This is a genomic window from Methylophilales bacterium MBRSF5 (genome assembly GCA_001044335.1).
Taxonomy (GTDB): Bacteria; Pseudomonadota; Gammaproteobacteria; order Burkholderiales; family Methylophilaceae; genus BACL14.
Genome location: CP011001.1, coordinates 475,036 through 495,800 on the forward strand (window position 1 = coordinate 475,036; position 20,765 = coordinate 495,800).

18 protein-coding genes, 1 tRNA gene and 3 pseudogenes are annotated in these 20,765 nt (G+C 36.0%); 16 read left to right on the forward strand and 6 right to left on the reverse strand.

Going from position 1 to position 20,765, the window contains the following annotated elements; all coding sequences use genetic code 11:
• Both UZ34_02585 and UZ34_02590 read right to left on the reverse strand, forming a co-directional pair.
• A complete protein-coding gene (locus UZ34_02585; GenBank protein AKO64332.1) occupies positions 1–1,650 on the reverse strand; it encodes a sulfite reductase in 1,650 nt (549 codons plus the stop codon).
• A complete protein-coding gene (locus tag UZ34_02590) occupies positions 1,643–2,419 on the reverse strand; it encodes a membrane protein (protein AKO64333.1) in 777 nt (258 codons plus the stop codon). Before UZ34_02590 ends, UZ34_02585 begins: the two co-directional genes overlap by 8 nt.
• Before the next feature lie 89 nt (positions 2,420–2,508).
• Here UZ34_02590 and cysB point away from each other — a divergent pair, with 89 nt between their 5' ends.
• The 10 genes and pseudogenes from cysB (at position 2,509) to UZ34_02640 (ending at position 12,033) form a co-directional block, all read left to right on the forward strand.
• Positions 2,509–3,435 carry a CysB family transcriptional regulator gene (cysB, locus tag UZ34_02595; protein ID AKO64334.1) on the forward strand — a complete coding sequence of 309 codons (927 nt, stop codon included), beginning with the start codon at positions 2,509–2,511 and terminating at the stop codon, positions 3,433–3,435.
• Complete coding sequence (locus UZ34_02600) at positions 3,432–5,081, forward strand: formate--tetrahydrofolate ligase (protein AKO64335.1); 1,650 nt, start codon at positions 3,432–3,434, stop codon at positions 5,079–5,081. Before cysB ends, UZ34_02600 begins: the two co-directional genes overlap by 4 nt.
• Positions 5,081–5,674, forward strand: a complete 594-nt coding sequence (locus UZ34_02605; protein AKO64336.1) for a hypothetical protein — start codon at positions 5,081–5,083, stop codon at positions 5,672–5,674. Before UZ34_02600 ends, UZ34_02605 begins: the two co-directional genes overlap by 1 nt.
• A complete protein-coding gene (locus UZ34_02610) occupies positions 5,667–6,971 on the forward strand; it encodes a membrane protein (GenBank protein ID AKO64337.1) in 1,305 nt (434 codons plus the stop codon). The genes UZ34_02605 and UZ34_02610 overlap by 8 nt, the downstream gene beginning before the upstream one ends.
• Positions 6,964–7,209 carry a hypothetical protein gene (locus tag UZ34_02615; GenBank protein ID AKO64338.1) on the forward strand — a complete coding sequence of 82 codons (246 nt, stop codon included), beginning with the start codon at positions 6,964–6,966 and terminating at the stop codon, positions 7,207–7,209. The genes UZ34_02610 and UZ34_02615 overlap by 8 nt, the downstream gene beginning before the upstream one ends.
• A 3-nt stretch (positions 7,210–7,212) precedes the next feature.
• Positions 7,213–7,665, forward strand: coding sequence for a molybdopterin synthase catalytic subunit (locus UZ34_02620; protein ID AKO64339.1), 453 nt, complete (start codon positions 7,213–7,215; stop codon positions 7,663–7,665).
• Positions 7,666–7,763: 98 nt separating this feature from the next.
• Positions 7,764–8,627 (forward strand): UTP--glucose-1-phosphate uridylyltransferase, encoded by an 864-nt coding sequence (locus UZ34_02625; GenBank protein AKO64340.1) that lies wholly within the window; start codon positions 7,764–7,766, stop codon positions 8,625–8,627.
• A 95-nt stretch (positions 8,628–8,722) separates the two neighbouring features.
• Positions 8,723–9,100 (forward strand): annotated as a pseudogene (locus tag UZ34_02630) (hypothetical protein).
• Between the two features lie 34 nt (positions 9,101–9,134).
• A pseudogene (locus UZ34_02635) lies at positions 9,135–11,297 on the forward strand (exoribonuclease R).
• A gap of 10 nt (positions 11,298–11,307) precedes the next feature.
• Complete coding sequence (locus UZ34_02640; protein ID AKO64341.1) at positions 11,308–12,033, forward strand: hypothetical protein; 726 nt, start codon at positions 11,308–11,310, stop codon at positions 12,031–12,033.
• On the opposite strand, the gene UZ34_02645 is transcribed toward UZ34_02640, so the two are convergent.
• Positions 12,025–13,482: a malate:quinone oxidoreductase 1 gene (locus tag UZ34_02645; GenBank protein ID AKO64342.1), complete on the reverse strand. Its 1,458-nt coding sequence runs from the start codon at positions 13,480–13,482 to the stop codon at positions 12,025–12,027. The genes UZ34_02640 and UZ34_02645 overlap by 9 nt on opposite strands.
• A 38-nt stretch (positions 13,483–13,520) precedes the next feature.
• Here UZ34_02645 and UZ34_02650 point away from each other — a divergent pair, with 38 nt between their 5' ends.
• Positions 13,521–14,732, forward strand: a complete 1,212-nt coding sequence (locus tag UZ34_02650; GenBank protein ID AKO64343.1) for a hypothetical protein — start codon at positions 13,521–13,523, stop codon at positions 14,730–14,732.
• Between the two features lie 33 nt (positions 14,733–14,765).
• Here UZ34_02650 and UZ34_02655 read toward each other — a convergent pair.
• The 3 genes from UZ34_02655 to UZ34_02665 all read right to left on the reverse strand — a co-directional run bounded on the left by UZ34_02655 (position 14,766) and on the right by UZ34_02665 (position 17,153).
• Positions 14,766–14,841: transfer RNA gene (locus tag UZ34_02655), tRNA-Asn, on the reverse strand.
• A 52-nt stretch (positions 14,842–14,893) separates the two neighbouring features.
• Positions 14,894–16,102, reverse strand: a complete 1,209-nt coding sequence (locus UZ34_02660; protein AKO64344.1) for an aspartate aminotransferase — start codon at positions 16,100–16,102, stop codon at positions 14,894–14,896.
• Between the two features lie 67 nt (positions 16,103–16,169).
• A complete protein-coding gene (locus UZ34_02665) occupies positions 16,170–17,153 on the reverse strand; it encodes a serine protease (GenBank protein ID AKO64345.1) in 984 nt (327 codons plus the stop codon).
• Positions 17,154–17,209: 56 nt separating this feature from the next.
• On the opposite strand from UZ34_02665, the gene UZ34_02670 reads away from it, so the two are divergent.
• From UZ34_02670 to UZ34_02690, 5 genes and pseudogenes are all read left to right on the forward strand, one after another.
• Positions 17,210–19,258, forward strand: a complete 2,049-nt coding sequence (locus tag UZ34_02670) for an excinuclease ABC subunit B (protein ID AKO64346.1) — start codon at positions 17,210–17,212, stop codon at positions 19,256–19,258.
• 107 nt (positions 19,259–19,365) lie between these two features.
• Positions 19,366–19,707: pseudogene (gene rpsF / locus UZ34_02675) on the forward strand (30S ribosomal protein S6).
• A gap of 41 nt (positions 19,708–19,748) precedes the next feature.
• Complete coding sequence (locus tag UZ34_02680) at positions 19,749–20,036, forward strand: hypothetical protein (GenBank protein ID AKO64347.1); 288 nt, start codon at positions 19,749–19,751, stop codon at positions 20,034–20,036.
• A 1-nt stretch (position 20,037) separates the two neighbouring features.
• Positions 20,038–20,265 (forward strand): 30S ribosomal protein S18, encoded by a 228-nt coding sequence (locus UZ34_02685; GenBank protein ID AKO64348.1) that lies wholly within the window; start codon positions 20,038–20,040, stop codon positions 20,263–20,265.
• Positions 20,266–20,275: 10 nt separating this feature from the next.
• Positions 20,276–20,728: a 50S ribosomal protein L9 gene (locus UZ34_02690; GenBank protein ID AKO64349.1), complete on the forward strand. Its 453-nt coding sequence runs from the start codon at positions 20,276–20,278 to the stop codon at positions 20,726–20,728.
• The last annotated feature ends 37 nt before the right edge of the window (positions 20,729–20,765 follow it).

Below are 20,765 nucleotides of genomic sequence, written 5' to 3' on the forward strand. Positions count from 1 at the left end.
TTAACTTTTATAAATTGCCTCTTTAAACGGATCTAATCCTATACGGTTATAACAGTCTATAAATAATTCTTCTTCAGAGTCTCTTTGCGCAACATAGACATTTAAGATTTCTTTAATCACAGCTGGTACTTCATCTGCAGAAAATGATGGACCAATGACTTTTCCTAATGAGGCATTGACACCTTGCTGACCACCAAGTGTGATTTGATACCACTCTGAACCGTCTTTATCAACCCCTAAAATACCAATGTTTCCAACATGGTGATGACCACATGCATTCATACAACCTGATATATTTAACGAAATAGTTCCAATATCAAATAAAAAGTCATAATTATCAAAAAGGTTATCAATACTTTTTGCAATAGGAATGCTTTTGGCATTAGCGAGACTACAGAAATCACCACCAGGACAGCATATGATGTCAGTAATTAATCCAATATTTGCTTCACCAAGATTATTCTCACAAAGCACAGAGTAAACATCATATAAATCTTTTTCTTTTACATCAGCTAGAACTAAATTTTGTTCATGAGTGGATCGAATTTCTCCAAATGAATATTGGTCTGCCAAATCAGCAACAACACGCATTTCGCTCGATTGTATGTCACCTGGAGCTGTTTGTTTTTTCCCTTTTAGGGAAATGGTCACTGACCGATAACCATTTTTTATATGCTCCCTTGTATTTCTTTTGATCCAATGTAAAAAATTATGATCCTCCCTAAATTGATCTTCTAGATCAATTGATTCAACTGTTTCATAATTTGGACTTGTAAAAAACTGTTTAACGCGGTTAATTTCTTTATCGTTTAAATGATTGGTTGAGTTTTTTCCATCATTCCAGTCGTCCTCGACTTGTTTTTTGAATGATTCGACACCGAGTGCTTTCACAAGAATTTTTATTCTTGCTTTATACATGTTATCTCGGCGACCGTAGAGGTTGTAAATTCTAATAATAGATTCGCAATATGACAGTAAATGTTCAATTGGTAACTTTTCTTTTAAAAGCTGACCAATCACTGGGGTTCTGCCAAGCCCACCTCCAACAAATACATTAACGCACAAATTGTCTTGTTCTTTGACTAGCTCCAAACCTATGTCATGCGTCTTGACCAGAGCACGATCATGTTTTGACCCACTGATTGAGATTTTAAATTTTCGAGGTAATAGGGCAAATTCAGGGTGAAAGGTACTCCATTGTCTTAAGATTTCAGCAATGTATCTGGTATCGACAATTTCATCTGGAGTGACGCCAGCATAAGGATCTGTCGTGATATTTCTAATGCAGTTTCCTGAGGTTTGTATGGCATGCATTTCTGCATCTGCTAGTTTGCGTAAAATTTTTGGCGTATCTTCTAACTTAGGCCAATTGTATTGAATGTTCTGTCTGGTACTAAAATGGCCATATCCACGATCAAATTCATCAGCTATATCAGCCAGTGTCCTTAATTGGTTTGATGACAGAAGACCATAAGGAATAGCCACCCTAAGCATCGGAGCATGACGTTGAATGTAAAGACCATTTTGAAGTCTTAAAGGCCTGAATTCCTCATCAGTTAGTTCTTTATTAAAGTAACGATTGAGCTGATCTTCATACTGATCAACTCTCTGATTAACTATTTTTCTATCATAATGGTCATATTTATACATTGATGTGATTACCTAATAGTTTTAATGCAATTCCAAATAAAATAATAACGAGCAATAGTCTGATCCATTCATCGTTTGCCTTGGCATTCAGCTTAGCACCTAGCCAAACTCCAGGGATAGACCCAACAAGTAGAACGATTAAAAGCTCCAAGTCTACAGTGCCTATAGATGCATGACCAATACCGCTGATTAGTGTTAAGGGAACTGCATGGGCAATGTCAGTCCCAATAATTTTTTTTATTGGTAGCTTCGGATATAAAATGAGAAGCATCGTCACCCCAATAGCACCAGCCCCAACTGAAGTGAGTGTCACAATAAAGCCCAATATTATACCCAAGATAATAGTTATACTTTTTCGTTTTTTTTCACTTAATGATGGTCTCTTTAAGGATTTATTAATAATCAAAGGTTGAAAGAAAATTGCAACAGAAGTTACGATTAACGCTATCCCAAGAAAGACTTCAATAAAGCTCGTCATATTTCCCTCTTGAACAAGGTTTAAGCTCAAAAAGAAGCTTGTTAATATTGCAGCAGGCACACTTCCTGTCATCAAGTCTTTAACAATCGGCCATTCAATATGACCAAGTTTTTGATGTTTAAAGATACCAACAGATTTTGTTATTGAGGCATACAGTAAATCAGTACCAACAGCAATCGCAGCAGGAACTTTAAAGAACAGCATGAGCAGTGGCGTCATTAAGGAGCCACCCCCAACACCTGTAAGCCCGATGAGTAAACCGATAATAAAGCCAGATAAAGTGAAAAGCATAAAAAAAATTATTAAAAACAGCTTGAACTATAGCAGATTTTATATATAAAATAATAATATAAATAACTACTTATATAAAAAAAAGTTATATGAAATTACAGCAACTTAGGTGTGTATATGAAATTGTGAATTGTAATTTTAATGTTTCCAATGCGGCTGACAATCTGCATACCTCTCAGCCTGGGGTGAGTAAACAAATTCAGTTGCTTGAAGATGAAATTAAAGTAAAGATTTTCGTCAGAAACGGTAAAAGGTTAGTGGGACTGACCGAGCCTGGTCAATATGTTTATGAGGCCATAGATGATATTTTAAAGAAAGTAAAAAATATCAGGCATATTTCAGATAATTACGCTTCATCCGAAGATGGTGTCTTCACCATCGCGACGACACACACGCAGGCAAGATATAAATTACCTAAGGTTGTTGAATGGTTTGTAAAACAATACCCGAATATAAAATTAAATATCCATCAAGGAAATCCAGATCAAGTCACGGATCAGGTAGAAAAAGGGGTGGCGGATATTGGTATAGCCACCGAGTCAATTGGCCTAAATGACAAAATTTTTACCATTCCATGTTATCAATGGAATCGGATCCTAGTCGCGCCAGTGAATCATCCTTTAAATCAGTTAGATAGCACGATTACGTTAAATGATTTGTCTCAGCATCCTATCATCACTTATGATTATGCCTTTACTGGCAGTACGAGTGTTTCAAAAGCATTTAAACAGGCCCATTTATCACCCAATATAGTTCTTACAGCAATTGATGCAGATGTGATTAAAACCTATGTCAATCTCAATTTAGGGATTGGATTAGTTGCTGAAATGGCATACGATAAGAATAAAGATATTGATTTAAAAGCAATTGACTTGAGTCATTTATTTGAACCTAGTACAACATTGCTAGGATTAAGAAAAGATCTTTTTATAAGAAGCTTTGTGTTTGATTTTATTCAACGATTTTCTGGACTGAAGCCAGATGATCTAAAAGAAAAATTAGAGGATAGAGTATGAAATCAGATTTGCAAATATCTCAGACCAAAAAGCTAAGAGATATTACTAGTATAGCTAAGAAAATAAACTTAAAATCCACTGACTTAACGACATTTGGTAAACATATTGCAAAGATTAACTCCATCCCAAACCGTAAAAAAAACGCAAAACTTATTTTAGTTACTGCCATGAGCCCAACCCCGGCCGGTGAGGGTAAAACCACCACCACAGTGGGCCTTTCAGACGCTCTCAGAAAAATAGGAAAAAAATCAATTGCCTGCCTCAGGGAGCCTTCCCTAGGCCCAGTTTTTGGAATGAAGGGTGGCGCGACTGGGGGAGGATATTCTCAGGTCTTGCCCATGGAAGAAATTAACCTCCATTTTACTGGAGACTTTCATGCCATCACCTCTGCAAATAATTTACTGGTTGCGATGATTGATAATCATATTTACCACGGCAACAAGCTAAATATAGATATTAAAAAAATTCAAGTAAGGCGCTGTTTGGATATGAACGACCGCTCATTGAGAAGGATTCATCAAGATGGTCTTCGTTATGAACGAGACTCAAAGTTTGATATTACGGTGGCATCAGAAGTGATGGCAATATTTTGTTTGGCTAAAGATATGGATGATTTAAAGCTTCGCCTCGGTAAAATTTTGATCGCTTTTAGTAAAAATGGCAAGCCGATTTATGCTAGACAGATTAAGGCTCATGGCGCAATGACAGCGTTACTAAAAGACGCTTTTAAGCCAAACTTAGTGCAAACAATATTTGAGACCCCAGTCATTATTCATGGAGGACCTTTTGCAAATATTGCTCATGGCTGTAATAGCGTAATGGCCACTCGAGCGGGCCAGAAGTTAGCTGATTATGTTGTGACTGAGGCAGGCTTTGGTGCTGATCTTGGTGCTGAAAAATTTATGGATATCAAGTCTCGAACATTGGGAGCCATGCCTGATGCAGTGGTGATTGTGGCTACAATACGAGCTTTAAAATATCACGGCGGTGTTACAAAAGACAAATTAAACAAAGAAAATCTTGATGCTCTTAACAAGGGATTTGAGAATTTGCAACGCCACATACAAAATTGTTTAAATCAGTTTGGAATGAATGTAGTTGTTGCGGTAAACAGATTTAAATTTGATTCTGTCAAGGAAATATCATTACTGAGACAGTTGATCGAATCAGAGGGTGTGAGTATGCACTTGTGTGAGCATTGGGAGAGGGGTGCAGCAGGGGCAACTCACTTAGCAAAAGATATTGTGAAGTTATGTCAGAAGAAAAATAAAGCACGTACATTGTATGGATTAAATCAACCGATTCTCACTAAGATAGAAACCATTGCTAAAAGTATATATAGGGCAAAAGGAATTAAATTGTCAGCGTTAGCAAGAAAAAAATTAAAAGAATTTGAGGATTTAAGTGGAGTAAAAAGAATGCCTGTTTGCATTGCTAAAACACCTTATTCTTTTTCATCTGACCCTGCGCAACTTGGTGCAACATTGAATCATACCTTGGAGATCAAAGATCTTGATCTAAAAAATGGAGCCGGCTTTATTGTAATCATTTGTGGTCCAATTATGACTATGCCAGGATTACCTCTTAAACCAGCGGCAGAGTCAATTGACGTTAACTCCAAGGGTGTTTTGGAAGGGTTGTTTTAGTGGTTGTTGTTGAAAGGGAAACAGGGTTCAAAGAAACAGTGGTAAATAAATCTAAATTCTTAAGCCAAGTTATACCTTGCGACAATCTAAGCTCACTTAAGAAAAAGTTAGCTCGTTTGTGGAAAGAACCTTTTGGTAATGCGAGCCATATTGTTTATGCCCTTAGAACTAAGAATGAACATGGTATTGATGCATACTTTTCTGATGATGGTGAACCTTCAGGGACCGCAGGTAAACCCTTATTAAATATTTTAGAGGGAAGGGCTATGATTAATACCGCAGTGCTGGTTGTTCGTTACTATGGAGGAATAAATTTAGGTACTGGAGGGTTGGTGAAGGCGTATAGCGAAGCGGCACAAATGGCCCTTGATATGGGAAAATTTATTCAATATGTGGAGTATAATTTTTTTAAAATAGTTATTAAATACAATATTTTAGAACAATTTATTAAATTAGTTTCTAAAATAAAAGGTGAGGTTATTAAAAAAGAATTTGATGATAATGTGACTCTACATTTCAAGTTACCTAAGGGCGAAGAGCGGCAGCTAGATTCTTTTTTGAATTCTAATCAATTGGATATGATTCATGTTTGAATATCTAATTCTAGGCGCTTTAATCATAGTTATCGTTGCAGTTTTTATGGTCCTAACTAAACAGCGACCCGCCAACAATGATATCAATTCAGAATTAAATGAGCACCATCGTAAAATACTCCAAGACTTTAATGATTCTTTAAACAAAACTACGGATCGATTTAATAAGCTCGTGAGTGAAGAGTTTAAATATAATCGTGACGTATTAGAAAACCTAAAAGTTAGTCAGCAAGAGATTATTAATCAATTAAAAACCGAGGTGGTTGAGAAACTTAATCAAGCGCTTCAGAACCAGGGCAAGATTCAGCAAGAGTCGATCCAGTCTTCCCTTAAAAACACCACATTGCAGCTTCTGGCTTCAATTGATTCACTCACCAAATCTGTTGATACCCGTCTTGAGGAAATAACTGGCAAGGTGCATGAAAGACTTGAAGAGGGATTTAAAAAAACTAATGAGACTTTTTTAAGCGTTATGGAAAGGTTGGCTACAATTGACGAGGCTCAAAAGAAAATTGATGGCTTAACCACAAATGTTGTTAGCCTGCAGGAATTGTTGGGAGACAAAAGGTCACGAGGTGCTTATGGTGAATTGCAGCTTGAGAGTTTAGTTAAAAATATACTGCCACCCGATTCTTTTTCTTTTCAACATTCCTTCAAGAATGGAAGTCGCGCTGACTGTGTTTTATTTCTCCCGGAGCCAACAGGCACGGTAGCAGTTGACTCTAAATTTCCCATGGAAAATTATCAAAAAATGTTTGATACCTCTTTAAGTGAGCCAGAAAAAATAAAAGCAGAAAAACAATTTAAGTTAGATGTTCGTAAACATATTACTGATATATCCACTAAATATATAATTCCTGATGAAACTTCAGATGGAGCAGTGATGTTTGTTCCGGCAGAGGCAGTATTTGCCGAAATTCATGCCTACCATCCAGAACTCATTCAAGACTCTTTGAATCATAAGGTCTGGGTTGTGTCACCAACCACCCTAATGGCTGTATTAAATACAGCAAGGGCTGTATTAAAAGATGTTGAAACAAGAAAGCAGGTGCATATTATCAAGTCAGAGTTAGGAAAGCTTGGCAAGGAATTCGAAAGATTTGATCAGAGAATGAAGAAGTTAGCTGATAACATCAGAATGGCCCATGAAAATGCACAAGATGTTCATATTACATCTCAAAAAATATCACGCCGTTTTTCCCAGATAGAAAAAGTTGAATTACAGGATGATCCGAATGAATTATTGGAGTTTGAGGACTCTTTGATAGAAAAAGGTGAGCAAAAAGAAGATGATTAAGGTGCTGTTTTTTGCAAAACTTCGTGAAGAGTTAAAAATCAATGAATTGGATGTCGAATATAAGGCTGATGTTGCCTCAATTAGAGAGTTAATAAACCATCTTCGACAACAATATCAGCAAATTGATAATGTCAAAAATATCAAGGCCGCTGTCAACCAAGAATTGGTAGTAGACTGGGATTTAAGCCTTAATGATGGTGATGAGGTTGCTTTTTTCCCACCGATTACCGGAGGTTGAGCTATGGTAAGAATTCAACAAGACGGTTTTGATATTAATTCTGAAGTAAAAAAAATAAAACGTTCTGATGATAGTGGTGTTGGCGCCCTGGTAACCTTTGTTGGTTATGTACGTGATTTTAAAGAGGATAAGTCTGATACACTGACGTCAATGGAAATTGAATTTTACCCAGGCATGACTGAAAAAGCCTTGTTAGAAATTGAGGAGAAGGCAAGAAGGGCATGGGATATTTTCGATGTAAATATAATTCACCGTTTTGGTAAATTAAACTTAAATGATGAGATTGTATTGGTTGCAGTAACTTCGGCACATCGAACAGAGGCGTTTAGGGCGTGTGAGTTTATAATAGATTTTTTAAAGACTGATGCACCATTCTGGAAAAAAGAGATTGGACTAAAGTCTGAATCCTGGGTGAATGCAAATAACAAAGATTATGAAAAAATAAATAAATGGTAATAAAATCAATTATTTATTTATATTATTAAATGTAATTTATTTATGAAAATAACGAATCCTTTGCAGGATATAAGGTTCACTTTAATAAAGTTTAAGATATGAAAAAATTAAGAAAAATTATTTTTCCCGTTGCCGGACTCGGATCTCGTTTTTTACCCGCAACAAAAGCAACACCAAAGGAAATGCTACCCATTGTTGACAAGCCATTAATTCAATATGCGGTTGAAGAAGCCATTGAGGCTGGCTTTAAAGATCTCATTTTTATTACGGGTAAATCCAAACGAGCAATTACAGATCATTTCGATTCTACCCTTGAGCGATTTTCCAATGTTGATGAAAAAAAAGCAAAATTAATGGATGAAATGAACCAAATTGTTCCGAAAGATGTTTCTTGTATTTATATCAGACAAGGCGAACCTCTTGGTTTAGGACATGCAATCTTACAAGCAAAGCCAGTTGTTGGAGATGAGCCATTTGCGGTATCTCTGGCAGATGACTTGATCGATGCTCAACCTGGTGTGTTGACCCAATTAGTTCAGCAGTATGATGAGCAGCAAAAGTCTGTGATTGCCGTTCAAAATGTAGACAAATCGGAATCCAAAAAATATGGCATGATTGACTCCAATAATTTTGATTCAGATCTTGTGAAATTAAGTAATATCATTGAGAAACCTGATCCAGAATTTGCACCATCAAACCTTGGGGTTGTCGGCCGATATGTTTTTTCGAATACATTGATGTCTTTTTTAGAAAAAACTTCTTTTGGTGCTGGAAACGAGATTCAGTTAACCGATGGCATTAAATTAATGTTAAAGCAAGAAGAGGTCTTTGCTTATACATTCAAGGGTAAGCGATATGATTGTGGCTCAAAGTTAGGTTATTTGATGGCGAATATTGATTATGGAATCAAAAATAGTGAATTTGGTAAAGAATTAAAAGCTTATATAAGAGAAATTAAATGATTTCTCCAATAACGGACCGCTGTCTTTATACATATAAAGATATCATCTCATCAATTAACAATTTAGCTAATCAAATAAACGCCAAAACTAAGACCAAGGAAATGGTTTTCGCTCCGGTAATGACAGGATCCCTTGTTTTTGCAGGGCATTTATTACCACTGTTAAACCATAAAGCACTTCATATAAATTACTTACACTACTCAAGATATATTGATAATAATGGTATAGAAAATGGTCTTTGGATTCATAAACCCCGCAGAGATGAAGTGTTGAATAAGCATGTATTATTGATTGACGATATCCTTGACGAGGGAAAAACTCTTTATGAATGTGTTTCAACTTTAAAAAGACTGGGCGCCAAAACGGTTACCTCCTGTGTTTTATTTTATAAACCCAATACGAAAGCAAAAATTGATGCAGATTTTAAGGGATTGGAACTGCCAAATCTCTATGTCTATGGTTTTGGGTTAGATAGTAATAGCATTGATAGAAATCACCGGAATTTATATGCGAAAAACAGCTAAAACAAAATCAAATAAAAGGTCTAAAGATCCGTTTTTTAAGAGAGAGTCTCAGAAGTACGCACATCCCATTCCGAGTCGAGAATTCATACTTGATGTCATGAAGAAATATGGCACCCCAATTAAAAAAAATGAGCTCATTAAGTTATTGCGTATAAAAAAATCAGAAGAAGAACCCTTAACTCATCGTTTAAAAGCCATGAGAAGGGACGGTCAGATTTTAAAAAATAGAAAAGATGTGTTTTGTATTGCAGAAAAACTCAATTGTATCTCCGGAAAGGTTCAGGGTCATCCGGATGGTTATGGTTTTTTAATCCCAGATGAGCCAGAACATGATGATGTTTTTTTAAATCAAAAAGAAATGAGTAAAGCTTTTCATAACGATCGGGTGATGGTACAAATTTCTGGCTTGGATCGTAAAGGGAAGGCTGAAGGAACCATCGTTGAAGTTTTAGAAAGATGTAATACAGTCCTGGTTGGTCGTGTGGTTCAGTCGTATGGGGTGACCATCGTCGCTGCAGAGGACAAAAGAATTCATCAAGATATCATTATTCCTTACGGCAAAGACATGGATGCAGTCCCAGGGGATATAGTCGAGGTAGAAATTACTACCCAACCAGCCATGAATATCAAACCGATGGGACAGATCATTGAGATAATTGGAAAATTAGATGACAGTGGTATCGAAATTGAAATCGCTCTTAGAAAACACAACCTTCCTTTCAAGTTTGATAAAAAAATTGAAAAAGAATTAGAGAAAATTTCTGAGATTTCTGATGGCGATTTGAAAGACCGAATTGACTTGAGAAATCATTTCTTTGTAACCATTGACGGTGAAACAGCTAAAGATTTCGATGACGCAGTGTATGCTGAAAACCACAAAGAGTATTTTAAGTTACTGGTGGGTATCGCAGATGTTAGCCACTATGTTAAAGAGGGATCTGCTCTAGATAAAGAAGCTTTTGATAGGGGAAATTCAGTTTATTTTCCGCGCAGGGTTATTCCCATGCTTCCAGAAAAGCTTTCCAATGGATTATGTTCGCTCAACCCACATGTTGATCGATTGGTCATGATTGCAGATATGGTTATTACAAAAAAAGGAGAACTTCAATCATATGAGTTTTACCCAGCGGTAATTAATTCAAAATATCGCTTGACCTATACTTTAGTTGACCAGTTGATTTTTCAAAAACAGAATCAAAAAGAGCATCCAAAAAAATTAATCGAATACCTTAATACCTTAAAGTCAGTTTATGAAGTTCTCAGTGAGGCCAGAAATAAGAGGCATGCAATTGAGTTTGATCGAATTGAATCTCAAATTTTATTCGATGAGGGTGGAAAAATTAAAGATATAGTCCCTTTGTCACGAAATGAGGCGCATCGATTAATCGAAGAGTGTATGCTTGCGGCGAATGTTAGTGCGGCCGATTATCTATTATCAAAAAAAATTGGGCTGTTTAGAAATCATGAAAAACCAAAGGAAGAAAAGCTTGAAATCTTAAAATCAGTTTTATCAGACTTCAAAGTACACATGGAAGGTGGTTTAAGTCCAGATGTGAAGGATTATGAAGAGCTAATCAATAAAATTAAAAATAAAGAAAATTTTCAGATGTTGCAAACCATGATTTTACGGTCAATGCAGCAAGCTAACTACGGTGCCGAAAACAAGGGTCATTTTGGTCTGGCGTACGAAAAATATACCCACTTTACTTCACCAATTCGAAGATACCCGGACTTGGTTGTGCATCGTTTAATTAAATCTTTTTTAAATAAAAAGAAAATTAAAACAGATAATTTAGAATCTATTGGCAATCATTGCTCATCTACTGAGAGAAGGGCAGATGAAGCAACTCGAGATGTAGAAAATTGGTTGAAATGTTTTTACATGAAAGATAGGATTGGTGAAAAATTTGATGTTGTTATTTCTAGCGTGACAAATTTTGGAATTTTTGTTGAAATTCCTCATTTACATATTGAAGGGTTGGTTCATGTAACGGAGCTCGGAAATGATTACTTTGTCTTTAATAAAGAAAAACAGATGCTCGAAGGTGAAAAAACAAAGAAAAAATTTAGACTGGGTGATGAGTTAGCGGTAAAACTCATTCGAGTGGATTTAGATCTTGGAAAAATGGATTTTACTTATTTAAAGAATTTATAGAATGACTAATTTAATTTATGGGATTCATTCAGTTGATTCGGCCGTTAGAAGCAATCATGTGGATCAACTATTTGTTTGTCAAGATCGAAATTCAGAAAAAATGGGGAGAATCATTGAGATTGCTCAAAAAAATAAGATCCCTGTGAGTTTTATGGATGTCCAGTGGTTTAAGAGAAGCTTTAGTGATAACAGTCATCAGTTTATTGCTGCATCGAGTAAAAAAGAATCTTTCTCAAAACTGAGCCTTGAGGATTTTCTCGCTGATGCTACTAAGCAACACTTTTTTTTGATCCTTGATGAAGTTCAGGACCCACATAATTTAGGTGCTTGCTTTAGGATTGCCAGCGCTTTCGATTTGAGCGGGATAATTGTACCGAAAAATAACTCTGTCGGGATCACCCCGGTTGTTTCAAAGGTGGCAAGTGGAGCAGTTAATCACATCCCTTTTTTTTCAGTGACAAATTTATCACGAACAATTGACTTATTAAAAGAACATAACTTTTTTATTTATGCTGCTGATGGTTATTCGGAGTTGTCAATTTATGATCAAAGCTTCTCCGGGAATGTTGCCTTGGTCATGGGTTCTGAGGGTAAGGGAATTAGAAGGTTGACCAAAGATAAGTGTGATTTAACATTCTCAATCCCAATGTCAGGGTCTATTGAAAGTTTGAATGTCTCTGTTGCCACAGGGATTTGTGTATCTGAAATCAGAAGAAATCTAAAGTAGCTTCAGAATTTTTCTGTAGGAGCGTCTCAGTGTTTGTAGCTTGCTTGGATTTTCATTCAATTTTATTCCATAGCTTGGGAAAATTACCCTTAATTTTTTCCTATATTCCTGATTCTTATTCAAAAAGCACTTTTCAACAATCTCTAACATTGATGCAGCAGAAACTGATGCACCTGGAGAAGCACCCAATAGGGCAGCCAGAGTTTTATTGTTATCATAAATAATCTCTGTTCCAAATTCTAATTTACCAAACAAACCATCTGAAGGTTTGATAATCTGAACTCTTTGTCCGGCAGATATTAATTCCCAGTCGGATGACTTTGCCTCGGGATAGAATTTCCTTAAATGTTTCATTCGGTTTGTATGATTTTGTAAAGCCTGTTTTACTAAGTAGGAGACAAGATTTAAATTTTTGATACCAACAGTTAGTATTTCTTTCAAATTTGATAATTTGATGGAGCTGGGAAAATCTAAAAATGAGCCTGATTTTAAAAATTTAAAAGTAAAACCGGCGAATGGACCAAATAATAATGATTGTTTGCCGTTGATGTTACGAATATCGAGATGAGGCACAGACATCGGAGGTGCTCCTGTCTCGGCTTGACTATACACCTTACCCTTATGCTGTTTAATGATAGCTTGATTGTCACATACCAACCATTTACCACTGATTGGAAAACCACCATAACCTTTGGCTTGAGGTAATTTGAGGTTCTGAAGAATTTTAATTGAATTACCACCCGCACCTAAAAAAATAAACTTTGTATGTACCTGGCCTAATTGTGTTTGAAATTGGTAACCGTTATTCATTTTTTTGATTTTGGTTACGTGTTCATTGGTATGTATTTTGAAAGATGGATTTTTCAGTAATCTTTTAATTAATATAGATGTTAACTGACCAAAATTTATATCCGTGCCGTATTCATAATTTGTAAGAGAGATGTTCTCATTATTTTTTCGACCTTTGATGAGAAGAGGAAATAATGATTTAATTGTCTGTGCATCTTTTGTAAAGGTCATTCCCTTGAAAAGAGGTTGCTTGCTTATTAGCTTAAATCTTTTTTCTAAAAATTCTGTATGTTTTTTATCCCATACAAAACTTGCATGTGAAGATTTGGTGATAAAGGTTTCAGGAGCAATACTCTTATCGTTTTTAACAATATAAGCCCACAATTGTAAGGACAGCTCGAACATTTCACAGACTGAAAGGGCTTTATTGAGATTGATTTTATTATTTTTCTCAGGTGTGTAATTTAATTCACAATTTCCTGCGTGACCTGTGCCTGCATTATTTAAGGCGGCAGAACTCTCTTCGCCAAAAGAAGGTAACTTTTCAAAGAGGTGAATTTTTAATTTTGGGTCAATTTCATGAAGAATTGTTGCCAATGTGGCACTCATTATGCCACCACCAATCAAGGCGACATCAATTTCATTTACAATTTTTTGCATCGGGTTATTATATGTAATTATTTAAAAATCTAAAAATTATGTACCAAATAATTCTCGCTGTAGGACTGCTTATTTTTGCTGCTCATGCCTTAAGTTTTGTTTTTAAAAAGACCTTAATTCCGGATGTGTTAATTCTAATCATCTTTGGCATTGTTATTGGTCCAGTTCTTCATCTGGTTTCGTCCTCGGATTTTGGAAAAATTGGTCAGGTGATTACGACGATTGCTTTGGTGGTAATTCTTTTCGAAAGTGGGTGCTCTTTAAATTTTAGGGTCCTGATGAATTCATTTAAAACTTCAGGTTTTTTAACCCTGGCTAGTTTTATTGTTACCACTATAATTGTGTGTTTGTTTTCCTTAAGTTTTTTAGATTTAAATTTTATTTCTAGCTTGATGCTTGGAGTTATTTTGGGCGGTACATCCTCAGCAGTGGTTGTGCCAATTACAAATGTTTTAGATATTGAGCCAACCACTAAAACCACTTTGCTACTTGAATCAGCAGCAACTGACGTACTCTGCATTCTTACCTTATTCTCCCTTGTTGAATTTTACGAACATGGTCAGGCTTTCAATATCATTAAATTTATTTCGAGCATTGGCTCGTCTTTTGTCATGGCCATCGTGTTTGGTCTGTTTGCAGGAACAATGTGGCTCATTATTATCGATAAAATAAAAAACTTCCCTAACACTCTCACAACAACGATTGCGTGGCTATTTATTGTCTATGGATTAACTGAGATGTTTGGTTATTCTGGCCCAATTGCAGCATTGGCATTTGGTTTAATCCTCACTAACTACAAATCATTTAGTTTTATTAATAATTTTATTTTGGCTAAACATGAAATTAAGCCGCTCACAAAAACAGAATTAGATTTTTATAGAGAGTTAGTTTTTTTGTTAAAGATCTTCTTTTTTATTTTTTTGGGAATCCAGTTCGAGATAAAAGAATACAATCTTCTCGCCTTTGCTATTGTGTTAGTTTTTTTCATATTTATCTTAAGAATCCCAATGACAAAGCTTTTATTTAAAGAGACGAACTTTACTGATAAATCCTATATTTCAATGATGGCGCCTAAAGGGTTGGCTGCGGCGGTGTTGGCATCCATTCCTTTAACTTATAATGTCCCAGGATCAGAACAGATCATTGATATTGTTTCAATGGTGGTGGTCTTTAGTATTATTCTTTGTGCAGTACTGGTAATGTTGTTTAGATTTAATTTTGTCAAACGACTTTATCAGAAAGTATTATAAAAAAAGCCACATCATCTGATGTGGCTTTGAATTTGGCTCCCCAACCTGGGCTCGAACCAGGGACACACGGATTAACAGTCCGTTGCTCTACCGACTGAGCTATTGGGGAAGAGAAGTGAGATGGTAAACAGAAAATGGCTTTTGGTCAATATGAAATACGATTAAATTTCTACTGCTTTTTTAATTCGCGAAATAGCCTCAACTAAATTTTCCATAGAGGTTGCAAACGATAACCTGAAATAACCTTCAGCACCAAAAGCTGATCCAGGAACAACAGCTACGTTGGCTTTATCTAATAGGTATTCACAGAATCCGATATCGTTATTTTTTGAAATCACATTTGCTTTAAACAACCGATCTATCGCATCTTGAGCATAAGGAAATGCATAAAAAGCGCCTTCGGCTGGAATGCAGCTTAATCCGTCAATATTGTTTATATTTTCAACAACATAAGTATGTCTTAGCTTAAATTCCTTAACCATTTCTGCTATGCATTCATTGTTACCTCTTAGGGCTGTTTCAGCAGCAGCCTGAGATATTGATGACGGATTAGAAGTTGACTGTGATTGTAATTTCGTCATCGCTTTTATAATTTTTGTTGGTCCAGCAGCATAACCGATTCGCCATCCAGTCATAGAATAGGCTTTAGATACTCCATTTAGAATGACGGACCTATCTTTTAAACTAGGATCTTCCATCACAATATTATTAAAATCTTGATCATTTAAATTAATATGTTCATAAATGTCGTCGGAGGCAATGATCACATTAGGATATTTATGAAGGACTGTTGCCAGTTGAAGTAACTCTTCTTTTGTGTAAACAGACCCTGTTGGATTCGAAGGCGAGTTTAAAAAAACTAACTTTGTTTTTTCTGTAAGGGCTACATTTAGTTGTTCTGCAGTAATTTTAAAATTATCTTTAATAGTTGTTGAAATAATTTTTGCTTCAGCACCGGTGAGGACAGCGATATCTTCATATGAAACCCAATACGGTGCAGGAATCACAACTTCATCACCAGCGTCTAAAACAGATAAACATAAATTAAAAATACACTGCTTACCGCCAACACCGACAACAATTTCTTCTGCCTTGTAATCTAGGCCGTTGTCATTTTTAAACTTATCAGCAATGGCATTTTTTAATGAGGGTATGCCACCAACCGGTGTATATTTTGTTTTACCATCATTGATAGCTTGGATAGCACCCTGCTTAATAAACTCAGGCGTATCAAAATCAGGCTCGCCTGCTGCTAAGCCAATAATGTCTATTCCCTGTAATTTTAATAATGAGGCTTTTGCAGTAACAGCTAGAGTAGGGGATTCTTTGATACGTTGTACTGCAGAAGATAAAGTAATATTGTCGGACAAAGCGGGTTCTAAAATTAAAGTGTTTAAAGATTAAGATTCTACAAAATAAATGACTACGCGTGAAGAATTATTTCTCAAAAAGATCTTTTATTTCCAGCGCCTTATCCATATTTATTTGATTTAATTTTTGATAATATGCATACGCTACATTAGGGTCATCTTCTTTAAACAATTTAGCTAACTCAAATAACGGATCAATGTTATTCTTGTCGCATTGATTCGATTTTAAGAATGCTTCTTTTGCTTCAATATATTTTTCCATAGACAAATAAGCATACCCAAGCTCATACCATGCTTCCGTATTGTTAGGTTCTGTTTTAGTCCATTCTTTAGCTAACGGTACGACTTTATCCCACTCCATTTTTGCTTTGGGTATGGCAATTCTTAAATAGTATGGCTTTTTGTCTTCATCTTCCTCCCAAAGAGCCTTCCCATCAATTGGAAACTCATCATACTCTTTCTTAGCCATAAGCTCTTTTAACCATTCAACAGGAACAGCATAATAGGTTCCATACCCTGTAGTCTTAAAGGTATTAATGCCAACAAGTTCACCGTTCATATTAAACAGACCACTTCCGCTAGCACCAAGGCGAAATTTAGCGCTGGAAAGAATAAGGTTTCCATTTTGATTTGGATATGTTGCAATGATTAACCCGCCGATAGTTAATGGTACAGGCGCACCATTTGAGTGCCCGATACCTACCACCTCATCATTTTTATTTAACACAGAAGTACCTAATGGTATTGGCGTTCGATTTAGGTTATGAACCTCCAATAAACATAGATCATGCCAAGCATTTGATTTAACCGAAACAATTGAGTAAGTGGTATCACCCTGAGATACCCAAGGCTTTTTCGTACCGCGAAGCACATGGCAATTAGTAACAATTTCATTTTCCCCAACAATCACTCCAGACCCATACCCAAGTGAACCATTTTCTTGATACCCTCTAATCATCACCACAGAGTTGTAAGCATGCATTAATGCAGCTTGATCATAGGCTACTGCAGTTGTTGATAAGAGAATGAGAGATAATATTATTTTTTTCATCTTTTAGTGACTGAACTGAGACTATAAAGTTCTTTTGCTGATAGTATTTATAGTTTATGAATGAAGTCGAGTTTAAAAAATATCCAAACAGTCCATATGAGTTAGCTCTTCCGTTTGAGCCATCAGGAGATCAGCCAAAAGCTATTGAGCAACTGATAGATGGTATTAATCGCAATGAGAAGTTTCAAACATTGCTTGGTGTAACAGGCTCTGGAAAAACATTCACGATTGCAAATGTTATTGCTCAAACAGGAAGGCCTGCCATTGTGATGGCGCCAAATAAAACTTTGGCGGCGCAACTATATTCTGAATTCAAAGAATTTTTTCCAAATAATTCCGTTGAATATTTTGTTTCCTACTACGATTATTACCAACCTGAGGCTTACGTTCCTGCCAGAGACCTTTTTATTGAAAAAGATTCGAGCATTAACGACCACATTGAACAAATGCGTCTCTCTGCAACTAAAGCACTTTTAGAACGCGACGATTCTATTATTATTGCTTCGGTTTCAGCCATTTATGGAATTGGCGACCCAGTTGATTACCAAGGAATGGTGTTGCACATTCAGTCTGGTGAAAAAATCTTGCAAAGAAATATTGTGCAAAGACTTGTCTCGATGCAGTACGATCGAAATGATTTTGATTTTGCAAGAGGAACATTCCGCGTCCGTGGAGATGTTATTGATATATTCCCAGCTGAAAACTCAGAAACTGCGTTACGGATCTCGATGTTTGACGATGAAGTTGAGAGTCTCACTCTATTCGATCCGCTAACTGGCCAACTGTTTAATAAAATCAAAAGATTTACGGTTTACCCATCAAGTCACTATGTCACCCCCCGACAAACCGTAGTGAATGCTATTGAAAAGATTAAAGTAGAGCTCCATGACCGGGTGAATTTTTACCTCAAAGAAAAAAGACTGGTTGAAGCACAGCGTATAGAACAAAGAACAAAATTTGATATTGAGATGTTGAATGAAATTGGTTTTTGTAAGGGGATAGAAAACTATTCAAGGCATTTATCAGGAAGGGGCCCAGGAGAAGCGCCTCCTACATTAATTGATTACCTACCTGACAATGCCTTAATGTTCTTTGATGAAAGCCACGTTACGATCCCTCAGGTGGGGGGGATGTATAAAGGGGACAGGGCGAGAAAAGAAAATCTGGTTGATTTTGGGTTTAGATTGCCGTCCGCCATGGATAATCGTCCATTAAAATTTGAGGAGTTTGAAAACCTTATGAAGCAATGTGTTTTTGTATCGGCAACTCCAGCAGATTATGAAGATAAGCGCTCAAAAATCATCGTGGAACAGGTTGCTCGACCAACCGGCTTGGTGGATCCTGCGATAGAAGTATATCCAGCAGACTCGCAGGTTGATCATCTTTTAGGCGAGATAAAAAAAACCATTGAACAGGAAAACAGGGTGTTGGTCACCACACTCACAAAAAGGATGGCAGAAGATTTAACTGATTATTTAATTGAAAATGGCATTAAGGTGAAATATTTACATTCAGATATTGACACTGTGGAACGTGTCGAGATTATTCGAGATCTTCGCTTAAAAGAATTCGATGTTCTTGTTGGTATTAATCTTCTAAGAGAAGGTCTTGATATCCCTGAGGTTGGATTGGTTGCAGTTTTAGATGCAGATAAAGAAGGTTTTTTGAGGTCTGAGCGCTCTTTAATTCAAACAGCGGGGAGGGCAGCAAGAAATCTAGATGGAAGGGTAATATTTTATGCAAATACTGAAACCAAGAGCATGAAGTCTGCCATCAAGGAAATGACTCGCAGGCGTGAGCGACAAATTGCCTACAATACAGAAAACAATATCACTCCAGCCGGGGTTCGAAAAAAAATTAAAGATATTATTGAAAAAGAAATAGACACAGAATCCTTTAAAATCAATCAAAGTGAACGTAAAAAATATAGAAAATATGAAGATTTAACTGAACCAAAATTGATTAAAGAAATTTCTAAACTTGAAAAAAGTATGCAGAAGTTTTCAAAAAATTTAGAATTTGAAAAAGCAGCTGAGATTAGGGATGAAATAAAGTTTTTAAAAATCAAGGTGTACGGTCCCAATCTTAAAGATCATATGTCATAAATTCAATTTGTTTTTTATTGATATTCTCAAAAATGTTAGTATAATCTCCTTTTTTTAATCCTTGCCTCACAGCATTTGACTGGAGGCTATAACCAAGAGGAAACACTATGCGACATTACGAAGTTGTATTTATCGTTCATCCTGATCAAAGCGAACAAGTTCCTGCGATGATCGAGCGATATCAAACCCTCCTAAAAACAAACTCTGGCAACATTCACCGTCTTGAAGACTGGGGAAGAAGACAGTTAGCGTATCCAATTCAAAAAATTCATAAAGCTCATTATGTTTTAATGAATATTGAATGTGATCAAAAAACACTTGAAGAGCTAGAGACATCATTCAAATTTAATGATGCTGTTTTAAGACACCTTACTTTCGCAACTAAAAATGCAGTGACTGCTCCATCTCCAATGATGAAAGAGGAAAAATCGAAAACAATCGTTGGTGATAAAGAAACAGTTGAAAAAAAGGAAGAGGAAACTAGCGAATCTTGAATGAATTAGTGTTGACTGGAAAGGTGTTAGGTTTAGATGATATTAGATACTCACCAGCAAACGTTCCAATCAGAAACTTAATAATCCATTTTGAAGATTCAAGTAAAAAAAATTTTTTTAAATTTGTTGAATTTGAAATAAACGCAGTAATGATTGGTGATTTGGTAAAAGAAGATTTGACGATAAACGAAACTTACCAATTTAAAGGTTTTTTAGATAGAAAATCAAAAAAATCCAATCATCTAATATTTCATATTCAAGAATATAAGATAAGGAGTAAATGATATGGCAAGAGATATGATAAGAAGAAGAAGATACTGTCGCTTTTCAGCAGAAGGTATCAAAGAAGTTGATTACAAAGATGTTGATTTGCTGAAAGACTTCATTTTAGAGAATGGTAAGATTATTCCAGCTAGAATTACTGGTACAAAAGCTCGCTACCAAAGACAGTTAACGACAGCTGTAAAGCGTGCTCGATTCCTAGCACTTCTTCCATACACTGACAAACATTAAGGAGATAGGCATGCAAGTTATATTATTAGAAAAAATTGCTAACTTAGGTAACCTTGGTGATGTGGTTAAAGTCAAAGACGGTTATGGTAGGAACTTTTTAATTCCTCAAGGCAAAGCAAAAAGAGCAACAGAATCTAACATGGCTGAATTTGAGGCTAAAAAAGCCGAGTTTGAAAAACAACAGGCGACTTTACTTAAGTCAGCGCAGGATCGTGCTAAAAAATTAGATGGTTTTACTTTGCAAGTAACTCAAAAGGCAGGCGTGGATGGTAAATTATTTGGGTCTGTAACGAATTTTGACATTGCTGAAGAACTAGTTAAGGCTGGCCATGAAGTTACAAAATCTGAAATTAGAATGCCAGATGGCCCATTGAAAATTGTTGGCGATCACAAAGTATCGATCGCTCTTCATGCCGATGTTGTGGTTGAAATTACGATCTCTGTTCTAGGAGAAACTGAATAAAAATTATTTTTTTGGCTGCCAGTGGCAGCCTTTTTTT